Annotated in this window: 12 protein-coding genes and 10 tRNA genes; all 22 read left to right on the forward strand. The window is 44.0% G+C overall.

Going from position 1 to position 14,589, the window contains the following annotated elements:
• The first annotated feature begins 51 nt into the window (after positions 1–51).
• The 22 genes from MK370_RS09150 (at position 52) to MK370_RS09255 (ending at position 14,547) form a co-directional block, all read left to right on the forward strand.
• Positions 52–125: transfer RNA gene (locus MK370_RS09150), tRNA-Arg, on the forward strand.
• A 19-nt stretch (positions 126–144) separates the two neighbouring features.
• Positions 145–218: transfer RNA gene (locus MK370_RS09155), tRNA-Pro, on the forward strand.
• Between the two features lie 5 nt (positions 219–223).
• Positions 224–297 (forward strand) — tRNA-Met (locus MK370_RS09160).
• A gap of 13 nt (positions 298–310) precedes the next feature.
• Positions 311–384 (forward strand) — tRNA-Ile (locus MK370_RS09165).
• Positions 385–396: 12 nt separating this feature from the next.
• Positions 397–486, forward strand: a tRNA-Ser gene (locus MK370_RS09170).
• Between the two features lie 19 nt (positions 487–505).
• Positions 506–579 (forward strand) — tRNA-Met (locus tag MK370_RS09175).
• 5 nt (positions 580–584) lie between these two features.
• Positions 585–657 (forward strand) — tRNA-Phe (locus tag MK370_RS09180).
• Between the two features lie 20 nt (positions 658–677).
• Positions 678–748 (forward strand) — tRNA-Gly (locus MK370_RS09185).
• A 33-nt stretch (positions 749–781) separates the two neighbouring features.
• A tRNA-Ile gene (locus MK370_RS09190) sits at positions 782–855 on the forward strand.
• Between the two features lie 9 nt (positions 856–864).
• A tRNA-Ser gene (locus tag MK370_RS09195) sits at positions 865–952 on the forward strand.
• Positions 953–1,025: 73 nt separating this feature from the next.
• The gene (gene mreC, locus MK370_RS09200) at positions 1,026–1,841 is read left to right on the forward strand and encodes a rod shape-determining protein MreC (RefSeq protein ID WP_268685022.1); all 816 of its coding nucleotides are present in this window, start codon (positions 1,026–1,028) and stop codon (positions 1,839–1,841) included.
• A 1-nt stretch (position 1,842) separates the two neighbouring features.
• Complete coding sequence (mreD, locus tag MK370_RS09205) at positions 1,843–2,343, forward strand: rod shape-determining protein MreD (protein WP_268685023.1); 501 nt, start codon at positions 1,843–1,845, stop codon at positions 2,341–2,343.
• 96 nt (positions 2,344–2,439) lie between these two features.
• The gene (gene pcsB / locus MK370_RS09210; protein WP_268685024.1) at positions 2,440–3,654 is read left to right on the forward strand and encodes a peptidoglycan hydrolase PcsB; all 1,215 of its coding nucleotides are present in this window, start codon (positions 2,440–2,442) and stop codon (positions 3,652–3,654) included.
• A 124-nt stretch (positions 3,655–3,778) separates the two neighbouring features.
• Positions 3,779–4,744, forward strand: a complete 966-nt coding sequence (locus tag MK370_RS09215; RefSeq protein ID WP_002928639.1) for a ribose-phosphate diphosphokinase — start codon at positions 3,779–3,781, stop codon at positions 4,742–4,744.
• 320 nt (positions 4,745–5,064) lie between these two features.
• Positions 5,065–5,622: an LPKTxAVK-anchored surface protein gene (locus MK370_RS09220; protein ID WP_268685025.1), complete on the forward strand. Its 558-nt coding sequence runs from the start codon at positions 5,065–5,067 to the stop codon at positions 5,620–5,622.
• A gap of 94 nt (positions 5,623–5,716) precedes the next feature.
• On the forward strand, positions 5,717–6,559 hold the full coding sequence (srtB, locus tag MK370_RS09225) for a class B sortase, LPKTxAVK-specific (RefSeq protein ID WP_268685026.1): 843 nt from the start codon (positions 5,717–5,719) through the stop codon (positions 6,557–6,559).
• A gap of 178 nt (positions 6,560–6,737) precedes the next feature.
• Positions 6,738–7,910, forward strand: a complete 1,173-nt coding sequence (locus MK370_RS09230; RefSeq protein ID WP_268685027.1) for a pyridoxal phosphate-dependent aminotransferase — start codon at positions 6,738–6,740, stop codon at positions 7,908–7,910.
• Complete coding sequence (recO, locus tag MK370_RS09235) at positions 7,903–8,676, forward strand: DNA repair protein RecO (protein WP_268685028.1); 774 nt, start codon at positions 7,903–7,905, stop codon at positions 8,674–8,676. The genes MK370_RS09230 and recO overlap by 8 nt, the downstream gene beginning before the upstream one ends.
• 5 nt (positions 8,677–8,681) lie before the next feature.
• Positions 8,682–9,680, forward strand: coding sequence for a phosphate acyltransferase PlsX (gene plsX, locus MK370_RS09240; RefSeq protein WP_268685029.1), 999 nt, complete (start codon positions 8,682–8,684; stop codon positions 9,678–9,680).
• A gap of 2 nt (positions 9,681–9,682) precedes the next feature.
• Positions 9,683–9,931 (forward strand): acyl carrier protein, encoded by a 249-nt coding sequence (locus MK370_RS09245; RefSeq protein ID WP_002926485.1) that lies wholly within the window; start codon positions 9,683–9,685, stop codon positions 9,929–9,931.
• A 154-nt stretch (positions 9,932–10,085) separates the two neighbouring features.
• Entirely contained in the window at positions 10,086–10,793 is a 708-nt protein-coding gene (gene purC, locus MK370_RS09250) for a phosphoribosylaminoimidazolesuccinocarboxamide synthase (protein WP_268685030.1), read from the forward strand.
• Between the two features lie 19 nt (positions 10,794–10,812).
• Positions 10,813–14,547: a phosphoribosylformylglycinamidine synthase gene (locus tag MK370_RS09255; RefSeq protein WP_268685031.1), complete on the forward strand. Its 3,735-nt coding sequence runs from the start codon at positions 10,813–10,815 to the stop codon at positions 14,545–14,547.
• The last annotated feature ends 42 nt before the right edge of the window (positions 14,548–14,589 follow it).

Raw genomic sequence — 14,589 nt, forward strand, 5'->3', positions numbered from 1 at the left:
TTCGATTCCGGTCCTCGGCATAGACTTGTGAGAGGCAGTAGAAGAAGATGAGCACCCTTAGCTCAACTGGATAGAGTACCTGACTACGAATCAGGCGGTTAGAGGTTCGACTCCTCTAGGGTGCATTAAGTAATAACTTAAGTTCGGGAAGTAGCTCAGCTTGGTAGAGTACTTGGTTTGGGACCAAGGTGTCGCAGGTTCGAATCCTGTCTTCCCGATAGATGGCGGTGTAGCTCAGCTGGCTAGAGCGTCCGGTTCATACCCGGGAGGTCGGGGGTTCGATCCCCTTCGCCGCTATAATGATCTTGTCGGACCTTTAGCTCAGCTGGTTAGAGCTCTCGGCTCATAACCGAGTGGTCGTAGGTTCAAGTCCTACAAGGTCCATAATGTTATCTTGGAGGATTACCCAAGTCCGGCTGAAGGGAACGGTCTTGAAAACCGTCAGGCGTGTAAAAGCGTGCGTGGGTTCGAATCCCACATCCTCCTTAGGGACGAATAGTAATAACGCGGGATGGAGCAGCTAGGTAGCTCGTCGGGCTCATAACCCGAAGGTCGTAGGTTCAAATCCTGCTCCCGCAATAGTTGGCTCGGTAGCTCAGTTGGTAGAGCAATGGATTGAAGCTCCATGTGTCGGCGGTTCGATTCCGTCTCGCGCCATACATCATCGTATTGGAAATGCGGGTGTAGTTTAGTGGTAAAACTACAGCCTTCCAAGCTGTTGTCGCGAGTTCGATTCTCGTCACCCGCTTTGAACGAAAGTTCATACCAAGTTTTCGAACTTGGGCGCGTAGCTCAGGTGGTTAGAGCGCACGCCTGATAAGCGTGAGGTCGGTGGTTCGAGTCCACTCGTGCCCATAAAATATTGGAGAATTACTCAAGAGGCTGAAGAGGACGGTTTGCTAAATCGTTAGGTCGGGTAACCGGCGCGGGGGTTCGAATCCCCCATTCTCCGTATGAATAAGGAGTTTAGCATTTGCTATCTCCTTTTCTTATACTTTCTTGTCCTGTTTAGTGAGGTTTTTTTGATGAATCGATTTAAAAAGTCTAAGTTCCTGATTTCTTTTTTTGTATTAGTTGTTGCAATGACGATACTTGTCTTATCTACTTCTTCTAGTTTGTTTGTATCAACTACTTCAAATATTATTTCATTGGTAGATAGACTTGTTGGCTCTCCTTTTGCTTTTGTAGCTGATAAAAAAGAAGCAATGTCAGATTTGATGTCTACTTATAGAGAGAATCAGCAGCTCAAGAAAAATCTTTATAAGGTTGAGGAAAAGGCTGGGAAGGCAGATTCCTTAGAAGATGAAAATGAGCAGTTGCGAAAACTTCTGGAATTTAAAGAAGCTGATAAAAATCAAATACAAATTGCCAGCGAAGTGATTGCCCGTACGCCAGCATCCTGGAAAAACGAGCTGACCATTGACAAAGGGACATCTGATAATGTGACAGATGCTATGTTGGTAGTCGCTAATGGTGGTCTAGTAGGAAGTGTTTCTGAAACCAGTAGTCAGTCTAGCTTAGTTTCTCTATTGACTAACGAGGAAAACTCAACTAAAATTTCTGTTAGGATTCAAACGAAGTCTGGTCCAATTTATGGGATTATTACGGGTTATGATGCAAAAAATTCTGCTTATATCATTAGTCAGTTAAATAGTGCTGAAGATATAAAAGAGGGAGATGAGGTGGCAACCAGTGGCTTGGGTGCTTATAATGCAGAAAATATTCCTGTCGGTAAGGTGCTTTCTGTATCTGAGGCTAAGGATCAGTTAAACAAGGTTGTCCTGGTTAAGCCGACTGCTGATTTGTCGGATATTCGTGCTGTAATGTTGGTAGGAAACTGATATGAGAGATATTAAAGAACATCTTTTGACTCCTATTATTTTATTTTTTGTTTTATTGATTGACGGGCAGATTTCGACTTTTCTGGCTGATATTCTGCCTCTACAATGGCATTTAGTCAGTCATTTTATCTTTATTTTCATGCTATTTGTTTCCATCAACCTCTCTAAAAACTACAATATTCTCTTATTTTGTTGTTTGGGGCTGATTTATGATGTTTACTATTTTCATACCATCGGTATTGCTCTTATTCTTTTTCCTCTTTTAAGTCTCTTGGTTTGTCAGTCTAGTTCGACTATGCTTTTAAATAAATTTACTCGCTTTCTATCTGTTCTGATTCTTGTATTTTTATTTGAATTAACTAGTTTTGCTTTTGCAGTATTTTTGAATCTTTCTAGTCTGAATTTACAAGATTTTGTCCTTAGCAGTTTAGTACCGACTATACTCCTCAATAGCTTTATATTCCTCATTTTTCAGCCTATTTTCGAAAAAATATATTTATGATAAACAAGAAATAAAAATGTAACAAATGCGTAATATATGATACGGTATTTTCTGGTATACTAGATAATGTCTTATAAGAAGGAGTGTATTATTTTTATGAAGAAAAAACTACTCACATCAATTTTATTGAGTACAGTTATCCTTTCACAAGGAGCTGCACTTGTGAGCGTTAAAGCGGAGACAACTGATGAAAAGATTGCTGCACAAGACAGCAAAATCAGTAGTTTGACAACACAACAACAAACTGCACAAACACAAGTCGACGAAATTCAAGGTCAAGTGTCTGCTATTCAAAAGCAACAAGAAGATCTTAAAGCAGAAAATGAAAAACTGTCTGCTGAATCTGCAAAACTGTCTACTGAGATTGACGAACTGTCTAAAAATATCGTAGCTCGTAATGAGTCTCTTGCTAATCAAGCACGTAGTGCCCAAACAAACGGAACTGCTACTAGCTACATCAATACAGTTGTAAATTCTAGTTCTATCACAGAAGCTATCTCTCGTGTAGCAGCTATGAGCGAAATTGTTTCAGCAAATAATAAAATGCTGGAACAACAAAAGAAAGATAAAGAAGTAATTGCTGAAAAGCAAGTTGCGAATAATGAAGCTATCAATACTGTAATTGCTAACCAAGAGAAGTTAGCTGATGATGAACAAACTTTGGCAACAAAACAAGCTGAACTGAAAGCAGCTCAGGCAAGTCTTGCAGCTGAAAAAGCGACTGCTGAAAACGAAAAGAATTCTCTTCTTGAAGAAAAAGCAGCAGCTGAAAAAGCAGCAGCAGAAGCAGCGGCTCGTGAAGCAGCTTATAAAGCAGAGCAAGAATCAAAACGCCAAGCAATTGAAGCTTCAGGTAATACTACTCTGCAAGCTCAGGTCCAAGCAGTTGTTAATTCACCTTCATCTGCTGAAGCACCAGCTGCGGCAGCACCTGCAGTGACTCAATCTGTTGCCCGTGCAAATAGACCAGTTTATAGCTCATCTGCCTCTTCTTATCCAGTAGGTCAATGTACTTGGGGAGCTAAGACATTAGCTCCTTGGGCTGGCGATTACTGGGGTAATGGTGGACAATGGTCAGCAAGCGCAGCAGCAGCAGGCTTCCGTGTTGGTTCACAGCCAGAAGTTGGCGCAATTGCATGTTGGACTGACGGTGGATACGGACACGTTGCAGTAGTAACAGCTGTTCAATCTACTACAAGCATCCAAGTATCAGAAGCGAACTACCTTGGACAACAATCAATCGGTAACTACCGTGGATGGTTTAACCCAACAACTGCACAAGGTACAGTTTCATATATCTATCCGAACTAATCAGTAAAAAGCGCCTCTGGCGTTTTTTATTTTTAATTGAAAAATCAACTGAAAAAAGTTACAATGGTAGTTGGGAAAAGTTGTAATTGGACAATGAAAGACGATTTAGAATCTGGAGGGAATCATGTCTTTTTCTGATTTAAAACTCTTTGCTCTTTCTTCTAATCAAGAATTAGCGCAGCGTGTTGCTCAAGAGATTGGATTGCCACTTGGGAAATCAACTGTCCGTCAGTTCTCTGATGGTGAGATTCAAGTGAATATTGAAGAATCTATTCGCGGGAAACACGTCTTTATTTTGCAGTCTACCAGTTCGCCAGTCAATGATAATTTGATGGAAATCTTGATTATGGTAGATGCTTTGAAACGGGCTAGTGCTGAATCAATCAATGTTGTCATGCCTTACTATGGCTATGCTCGACAGGATCGCAAGGCTAGAGCTCGTGAGCCAATTACATCTAAATTAGTTGCTAATATGTTGGAAATTGCTGGTGTGGATCGGATGCTGACTATTGACTTGCATGCAGCGCAAATCCAGGGCTTCTTTGACATTCCAGTGGATCATTTGATGGGTGCACCTTTGATTGCTGATTACTTTGAGCGCCGTAATATGACAGGGGGCGACTATGTGGTAGTCAGTCCTGACCATGGTGGTGTGAGTCGGGCCCGTAAGTTAGCAGAGTTTCTGAAAACCCCGATTGCCATTATTGATAAGCGTCGCAGTGTAGACAAGATGAATAGCAGCGAAGTCATGAACATCATTGGTAAGGTGGAAGGAAAAACTTGTATCCTAATTGATGATATGATTGATACAGCGGGAACTATCTGCCATGCAGCTGACGCTCTCGCTGAAGCAGGGGCTGTAGAAGTCTATGCTAGCTGTACGCATCCAGTCTTGTCTGGTCCGGCTATGGATAATATCCAAAAGTCGGCGATTAAAAAATTGGTTGTGTTGGATACGATTTATCTACCTCAAGAGCGCTTGATTGATAAGATTGATCAGATTTCTATTGCGCATCTTCTAGGGGAAGCCATTGTTCGTATTCATGAGAAACGGCCGCTGTCACCCTTATTTGAAATAGGGAAAAAATAATCTGATATATATATATATATATATGGCTGGGAAGTTTGATTCCTAGCTTCTTTTTATTTCATTCCTACTTTTTTTAAAAAAACTAACATCAACTTTAGAAGATGACTCAAACTACTTGATGTTTCAAATATAAATAAATGACCATTTAAATAGTTGGTAAATTGACAATTTGTCTTATCCCTTGGTATTCTTTGATTTTAGAAATTTTTATGTAGTAAAATTCTTGACTTTTTTTAGAGTTCGAACTATACTTAGTAGTAGGTAATATTAGGTAACGGGGAGTTACAATTATTTTTGAAAAGTAAAGAGGAGATGAGATAATGAAAAAGGTTTTGCTTTCAAGTGCTGTGGCCCTTTCACTTTTCGCGGCTGCTGCACCAGTATTTGCTGAGGGTACAGCCAGTCTTTGGGTTAATGACATTGATAATAATGAAGTTCCCCAAGGCAGTACGGACTCAGAATCTAATAAAGTTATGGATGAACTGCAGGCCTATAGAGATGCACAATCAGCTCTGGATCAGCAAGTTGCTGAAGCTAAGAAAGCTCCGGTTGGCAAAAGTGCTGTGATGGAGGATCAAGCTGGTAACAAAGTTCTTGTTATTGGTGAGGGAGAGTCGGCCAATGCTGATCAACCTTCAGTGGCGCCATCTACTACAGATCCATCTACACCGGCTTATTCGGCAGCACCTTTCTCCACAGCCTCTTCATCAGTTCCGACTTTTCCAGCACCGTCTCAATCTTCGGCAGCAGCAGGTAAAAAGAAGGCTAAAAAATCAGAAAATAAAGCAAAAAAAGCTCCGGAAGCAAAAGAAGAGAACAAGGAAAATGAGGAAAATTCTGAAGAAAAGTCACTTCCTAAGACAAGTGCAGTCAAATAATTTTGTCTTTAATTTGTGCTAACGCCTAAATATCACTGAGCCTTCGTTCGGTGATATTTTTTGTAAAAAATGAAAAATAAAGGATTTTTAGATTATGCAAGAAAAAGATAGGAGTCAAGCTTCGAATAAGAAACAGCTCCTTGTTGTTGGCATCTGCCTCCTGTTGATTGTTCTGGTTATTTTTTCTGTTTTTTATGCTTTCCGTTCTTCAGGAACAGCCAGTAAGCCTCGAGTTTCGCATCCTAGCAGGATTGAAACGTCAAGCTCATCTGCATATTCAAGTCAGACAGAAAAGGAATATTTAGCAGAGCGTTTTGCTAAACTGAAGGCTGTGAATTCAGAAACGATAGGCTATGTCTATGCTCCTGGTACGCAGCTGGATGAGCCAGTGGTGCAAACGAAAGATAATGAGACTTATCTGCTGAAGACTTTTGAAGGAAAGCAAGAGCCCTATATGGGAGCGGTCTTCATGGATAAGGACAATCATAAAGATTTCAGTGATCGACTTACCTGGCTTTTCGGGCATGCTCGGGGCAGCAAGGCAGGAGATCATCGTATGTTTAATGACGTCAACTACTATGATCGTCAGGATTATTTTGACAAACATAGATATGTCGTGATTGAGACTCCTGAGCGTAAGTATTATTATCAAGCTATGGGACTGGTCATTGTGCCGGAAGAGACTGCTTTTTATCGGACGGAGTTTAAGGATGACGAGGACTTTACAACCCAGCTCAGAAATATCTATGAAGCTGCTCGTACTAAGGATCCTAAGATAAAGATTAAGGCGAGCGACCGGTATTTGGTTCTTTCAACCTGCCGTGAGGAAGACGATACGATTCGTTCTAACCTTTATTTACGGCAGATTCCTGATTCAGAACTGCCAGATTTTCTGGCCAAGCATGGCAAGGAATTGACCTATACTCCGACTCGTTGACTGGCAGTCACGTGAGATGCAGCTATATCCACTATCTGCCAGAGAAGAATTTTAAGGCGAAAAAAAGGGACTGAGTACAAGCTTAGTCCTTTTTCTCTGTATGGAAAATCATGTAATAGCTTTTGCTATGCTTCTGCATTTATAGTATAATAGTTCTATTGAGCGGCTGGAGGTATGTATGGATTTAAGTAAGAAATTTAATAAAAACTTAGAAAAAATAGAAATTTCGCTGATTCGTCAGTTTGACCAATCAATTTCTGCTATTCCGGGAGTTCTTCGGCTGACCTTAGGGGAGCCGGATTTTACGACACCGGATCATATCAAAGTAGCAGCCAAGGCAGCGATTGATGCCAATCAAAGCCACTACACTGGCATGAGCGGTCTCTTGGAGCTGCGTCAGGCTGCTAGCAGCTTTGTGAAAGAAAAGTACAATCTGTACTATCGCCCAGAAGATGAGGTCTTAGTCACTATCGGAGCAACAGAGGCCTTGTCGGCTACACTGACAGCCATTCTAGAAGAAGGAGACAAGGTCTTGCTGCCAGCTCCTGCTTATCCAGGCTATGAGCCCATTGTCAATCTAGTGGGGGCGGAGATTGTCGAGATTGACACAACGGCCAATAACTTTGTCCTCACTCCAGAGATGCTGGAAGCAGCTATTTTAGAACAGGGCGAGCAACTAAAAGCGGTCATTCTCAATTATCCAGCCAATCCAACCGGCGTGACTTATTCGCGGGAGCAGATAAAAGCTCTGGCGGATGTCCTAGAAAAATACCAAGTCTTTGTGGTCTGCGATGAGGTCTATTCTGAGCTGACCTATACAGAGCATGGGCATGTCTCCATCGCGGAGTATCTGCCAGACCAAACTATCGTCATCAACGGCCTGTCTAAGTCTCATGCCATGACTGGCTGGCGGTTGGGCTTTATCTTTGCTCCAGAAGTTTTCACTGCTCAGCTGATTAAGAGCCACCAGTATCTCGTAACAGCGGCCAATACCATGGCTCAGTTTGCAGGCATTGAAGCCCTGACAGTTGGGAAAGATGATGCGGAGCCAATGAAGGCTGAGTATATCCAGCGTCGCGATTATATCATAGAGAAAATGGCTGAGCTAGGCTTTAAGATTATCAAACCAGACGGGGCTTTTTATATTTTTGCTAAGATACCAGACGGTTATAATCAAGATTCTTTCGCTTTTCTGCAGGATTTTGCGGAGAAGAAGGCTGTGGCCTTTATCCCGGGTGCAGCTTTTGGTCAATACGGGGAAGGCTATATCCGCCTGTCCTACGCGGCTAGTATGGAGACGATTCGAGAAGCTCTGAAGCGCCTCAAGGACTACATGGAGGACTATGCTTAAATCTCTAAAAAGTCAAGGTCTGGTTCTCTATAACCGTAATTTCCGTGAGGATGATAAGCTGGTCAAGATCTTTACGGAACAGGCTGGCAAGCGTATGTTTTTCGTCAAGCATGCTGGTAAATCTAAGCTAGCACCCGTCATTCAGCCTTTGACTGCGGCGAACTTACTGATGAAAATCAATGATGATGGTCTTAGCTATATCGAGGACTATCAGGATGTAGTCACCTACCATCAGATCAATGAGGACTTGTTCATCATGTCTTATGCCAGTTATGTGGCAGCCTTGGCAGATGCCAGTCTTCAGGACAATCAGCCGGATCCAGCTCTCTTTGCCTTTCTGCAGAAAACCCTGGAGCTGATGAACAATGGTCTGGACTATGAAGTGCTGACCAATATCTTTGAGATTCAGATTTTGTCACGTTTTGGAGTTTCGCTGAACTTCCATGACTGTGCCTTTTGTCATCGGACGGGTCTGCCTTTTGACTTCTCTTTCAAATATAGCGGAGTCCTTTGCCCTGATCATTACCATCAGGATGAACGGCGCTGCCATCTGAATCCTAATCTTCCTTTTCTGCTGGATCAATTTCAGGCGGTCCGTTTTAGCGAATTGGAGACCATTTCTTTGAAGCCAGATATTAAAAAGCAGCTGCGGGATTTTATCGACCTGCTCTATGATGAATATGTCGGCATCCATCTCAAATCCAAAAAATTTATAGATTCTCTGGGGGACTGGGGAAACATTTTAAAAGATAAGAACGAGGAATAAATCGAATGAAAAAAATAGCTGTTGATGCTATGGGGGGGGACAATGCCCCTCAGGCTCTGGTCGAAGGAGTCAATCGAGCGGTACAGGAGTTTTCGGATATTGAAATTCTCCTTTATGGCGATGAGACGAAAATCAAGCCTTATCTGACTGCTGGTGAGCGGGTCCGCATCATCCACACGGAGGAGAAGATTGACTCGGACGACGAGCCGACCAAGGCCATTCGTCAGAAGAAAGAGGCTAGTATGGTGCTGGCAGCCAAGGCTGTCAAGGCAGGGGAAGCAGATGCTATGCTGTCTGCTGGAAATACTGGAGCGCTTTTGGCGGCAGGTTTCTTTATCGTGGGGCGTATCAAGAATATTGACCGACCGGGGCTCTTATCTACTATGCCAACGGTTGGCGGTCAGGGATTTGATATGCTGGATCTAGGAGCCAATGCTGAAAACACAGCCCATCATTTACACCAGTATGCGACTTTGGGTTCTTTCTATGCTGAAAATGTCCGAGGAATCAAGAAGCCGAGGGTGGGTCTCTTGAATAACGGAACAGAAAGCAGCAAGGGCGACCCTCTGCGCAAGGAAGCCTACGAGCTTTTAGCTGGGGATTCGACACTTAACTTTATCGGCAATGTAGAGGCGCGTGATTTGATGGATGATGTGGCGGATGTTGTCGTTGCAGATGGCTTTACTGGTAATGCTGTTCTGAAATCAATTGAGGGAACTGCTATCAGTATCATGGGTCAGCTGAAGAAGTCTATTTTAGGCGGTGGTTTCAAGGCTAAATTGGGAGCTTGGCTGCTCAAGGATAGCCTGCGAGGGCTCAAAAATAGTCTGGACTATTCTAGTGCAGGCGGTGCAGTTCTATTCGGCTTGAAAGCACCTGTTGTCAAAACGCATGGCTCTAGTGATGCTAAGGCTGTTTATAGCACGATTCGTCAGATTCGGACCATGTTGGAAACAGATGTTGTTGGTAAATCGGTCATTGAATTTTCAGATGCAAAGGAGTAAACATGAGCGAAAAAGAAATTTATGCAAAAATTGTCGAAATCATTCAAGAACATGACAGCAGCAAGCTGCATATCACTCCAGAACTGAGCTTGAAAGAGGAGCTGGGAGTGGACTCTGTTGATTTGATGGAATTTATCATCAATCTGGAAGAAGCTTTTGATATTGAAATTCCTGATGAGGATATGGATAACTTCAAAACAATTTCCGATGTGGTGGCTTATATCCACGAAAAACTGAAGAAGCAACATTAAAAATCAAAGATCGGTATCTCCCGGTCTTTTTTTCGTATCTTGGAAAGGAAACGATTTCTTTAACTGGATACAGAAAGTTTATACGGAATTTCTTGTAAAATGTATTCAAAGATGATAAAATGAGGGTATAAAACCACGAAAGGCGAATATTAAAATGTCTAATAAGTTGTTATATTCGGGAAAAGCTAAGGATATTTTCTCTACAGATGATGAGCAAGTCATTCTGGCACGCTACAAGGACCAGGCAACGGCCTTTAATGGGGTCAAGAAGGAGCAGATTGCTGGTAAAGGAGTGCTCAACAACCAGATTTCATCTTTTATTTTTGAGAAACTCAATGCAGCTGGTGTGGCGACGCATTTCATTGAGAAGGTTTCGGATACGGACCAGCTAAATAAAAAAGTAGAGATTATTCTTTTGGAAGTGGTGCTGCGCAACTATACAGCAGGTTCTTTTTCCAAGCGTTTTGGAGTAGAAGAGGGCATCGCGCTTGAAACTCCGATTGTGGAATTTTACTACAAAAATGATGATTTGGACGATCCTTTCATCAATGACGAGCATGTGAAATTCTTGAAGATTGCTAGCGACGAAGAAATTGCCTTTTTGAAAGAGGAGACTCGCCGGATCAATGAATTCTTGTCAGATTGGTTCCGCCAAATCGGATTGAAATTGATTGATTTCAAGTTAGAGTTCGGCTTTGACAAAGATGGCAAGATTATTCTGGCGGACGAATTTTCACCAGATAACTGCCGTCTCTGGGATGCGGAAGGCCATCATATGGACAAGGACGTTTTCCGACGTGGCCTTGGTGAACTTACGGATGTTTATCAGGTTGTTTGGGAAAAATTGCAGGCGATTAAGTAAGGACAGGGTGTGAAAAATCATGGACAAGCGTATTTTTGTAGAGAAGAAGAGTAACTTCGGTGTCAAGTCACAGAGCTTGATGAGAGAGCTGACGCATAATCTTCAGTTAAAAACATTGTCAGCTCTTCGGATGATTCAAGTGTATGATGTCTTTCATCTAGCAGAAGATTTGGTCGCTCGGGCTGAAAAGCATATTTTCTCTGAGCAAGTGACAGATAGATTGTTGGCGGAGGAGGAAGTAGATGCTGCACTTGCAGAGACAGCGTCTTTTGCCATCGAAGCGCTACCGGGTCAGTTTGACCAGCGGGCAGCCAGCTCTCAGGAGGCCCTCTTTTTGCTTGGCGCTGGGACAGATGTTCTGGTGAGGACCGCTCAGCTTTATTTGGTCAATAAAGACATCTCAGACAGCGAGTTGGCAGCAATCAAGAAATACTTGCTGAATCCAGTTGATTCACGCTTTAAAGATATTGAGAAGCCGATCCAGCTGGAGCAGTTCTCTGAGTCTGACAAGACCATTCCGGTTCTGGACTTCTTTAAGGACTACACGGAAGCGGACTTTAAAGCCTACAAGCAGGAGCATGGTCTGGCTATGGAAGTGGCAGATTTGCTCTTTATTCAAGACTATTTCAAGTCGATTGGCCGTTTCCCGACGGAGACCGAGCTTAAGGTTTTAGATACTTACTGGTCCGACCACTGTCGACATACGACTTTTGAGACGGAGTTGAAGAAGATTGATTTTTCGGCTTCTAAGTTTGAAAAGCAGCTCCAGGCTACTTATGATAAATACTTGGCTATGCGCGATGAGCTGGGACGTGGTGACAAACCGCAGACCCTTATGGATATGGCGACTATTTTTGGGCGCTATGAGCGAGCTAATGGCCGTCTGGATGACATGGAAGTGTCTGATGAGATTAATGCCTGCTCAGTAGAGATTGAAGTGGATGTGGATGGTGTCAAGGAGCCTTGGCTGCTGATGTTTAAAAATGAAACTCACAACCATCCAACAGAAATTGAGCCTTTTGGTGGGGCTGCGACTTGTATCGGAGGAGCCATTCGTGATCCGCTTTCTGGCCGTTCTTATGTTTATCAGGCTATGCGGATTTCAGGTGCGGGCGATATTACCCAACCGATTGCTGAAACGCGGGCTGGCAAGCTCCCTCAGCAGGTTATTTCAAAAACTGCAGCGCATGGCTATTCTTCTTACGGGAATCAAATTGGTCTAGCAACGACCTATGTCCGTGAGTATTTCCATCCAGGCTTTGTTGCCAAGAGGATGGAGCTGGGTGCGGTTGTCGGTGCGGCTCCTAAGGAAAATGTTGTCCGTGAAAAACCAGCGGCAGGTGATGTGGTCATCTTGCTGGGAGGCAAGACGGGCCGTGATGGTGTTGGTGGAGCCACTGGCTCGTCCAAGGTACAGACAGCTGCGTCTGTGGAGACGGCTGGTGCGGAAGTTCAAAAAGGAAATGCTATTGAGGAGCGCAAGATTCAGCGCCTTTTCCGCGATGGCAATGTAACTCGCCTCATTAAGAAATCCAATGACTTTGGAGCTGGCGGTGTCTGCGTAGCTATTGGCGAATTGGCAGACGGGCTGGAAATTGACCTTGACAAGGTACCACTCAAATACCAAGGACTTAACGGAACAGAAATCGCGATTTCTGAGTCGCAGGAGCGAATGGCAGTAGTGGTCCGCCCAGAAGATGTGGAACAATTTATCGCTGCGGCAGCCAAGGAAAATCTGCTGGCAGTCGTTGTGGCTAAAGTTACAGAAAAGCCAAATCTGGTCATGCACTGGAACGGGGAAACCATCGTCGATATTGAGCGGAGTTTTCTGGATACCAATGGTGTGCGTGTGGTTGTGGATGCTAAGGTTGTGGATGCCCAAGAAGTACTGCCAGGGCAGGCTGTGACTTCTGAAGCGACTTTGGAGCAGGACCTTAAGAGCTTGCTCAGCGACCTCAATCATACCAGTCAAAAGGGACTGCAGACTATCTTTGACAGCTCTGTTGGCCGATCTACTGTCAATCATCCAATTGGCGGGCGCTACCAAATCACGCCGACTGAGGCTTCTGTGCAGAAACTGCCAGTTGAGCATGGCAAGACTGAGACGGTCTCTGTGATGGCGCAGGGCTACAATCCTTATGTGGCAGCTTGGTCACCTTATCATGGAGCAGCTTATGCAGTGATTGAAGCGACAGCTCGCTTGGTTGCTGTTGGTTCGGACTGGTCCAAGGCTCGCTTCTCTTATCAGGAATACTTCGAGCGGATGGACAAGCAGGCTGAGCGTTTTGGACAGCCAGTTTCTGCTCTGCTTGGTTCAATTGAAGCTCAGATTCAGCTCGGTTTGCCGTCTATCGGTGGCAAGGATTCCATGAGCGGAACTTTTGAAGAATTGACAGTACCGCCGACCTTGGTGGCTTTTGGAGTGACTACTTCTACTGCTGGGCGCATCCTGTCTCCAGAGTTTAAGGCGGCAGGCGAGTCCATCTACTATCTGCCAGGACAGGTCCTGTCTCAGGATATTGACTTTGACTTAATCAAGAATAACTTTGAAAATTTTGCGGCCATTCAGGACAAGTATCAGATTACAGCAGCCTCCGCTGTCAAATACGGCGGTCTAGCAGAGAGTCTGGCTTTAATGAGCTTTGGTAATCGTATTGGTGCCCAAGTGGATATTGCTGACCTGCCTTCCGGTTTGCAAGCGCAACTGGGCGGATTTGTCTTTACCAGTCCTGAGCAGGATATTCCAGGTGCAGTGAAGATCGGTCAGACCAAGCCAGACTTTACACTGATTGTCAATGGTGTCCAGCTTGAGGGAGCAGAGCTTTTGGCAAGCTTTGAAGGCCGACTAGAACCTATCTACCCGACAGAATTTAAACAGGAAACAGTTATTGAAGAAGTGCCGGCTCTTGTCGCTGATACAGTTATCAAAGCCAAAGAGACAGTAGCAGAGCCGCTGGTTTACATTCCAGTCTTCCCTGGAACCAACTCAGAATACGATTCAGCCAAAGCCTTTGAAGCAGCTGGAGCCAAGGTCAATCTAGTTCCATTCGTTACTTTGGATGAAGCAGCCATTGTCCAATCTGTTGACACCATGGTTGACAACATTGACAAGGCCAATATCATCTTCTTTGCAGGCGGCTTCTCTGCTGCAGATGAGCCAGATGGATCAGCTAAGTTTATCGTCAACATTCTTCTCAACGAAAAGGTCAAGAAAGCCATTGATGATTTCATCGCTCGAGGCGGTCTCATCATTGGTATCTGTAATGGATTCCAGGCTCTAGTCAAATCTGGACTTCTTCCTTACGGAGATTTCGAAGAAGCAGGTGCTAATAGCCCAACTCTCTTTTACAATGATGCCAACCAGCACGTGGCTAAGATGGTGGAAACTCGCATTGCCAATACTAACTCGCCTTGGCTGGCTGGTGTGCAAGTGGGAGATATCCATGCCATTCCGGTTTCACATGGTGAAGGGAAATTTGTCGTGACGGCTGAGGAGTTTGCTGAGCTGCGTGACAATGGTCAGATTTGGAGCCAGTACGTAGACTTTGACGGTCAGCCAAGCATGGATAGTAAGTATAATCCAAATGGCTCTCTCTACGCTATCGAAGGGATTACAAGCAAGAACGGTCAAATCATTGGTAAAATGGGTCACTCAGAACGTTATGAAGACGGCCTTTTCCAAAATATTCCAGGTCAGAAAGACCAGAAATTGTTTGAAAGCGCCGTTCGTTATTTCCAAGCGAGTCACGAATAAAGTTGGCTTGCAAGAGCGATCAATCAAAAAAGGAGTCTGCTT

The sequence above is a fragment of the Streptococcus sanguinis genome (genome assembly GCF_026781265.1).
In the GTDB taxonomy this organism is placed as follows: Bacteria; Bacillota; Bacilli; order Lactobacillales; family Streptococcaceae; genus Streptococcus; species Streptococcus sanguinis_T.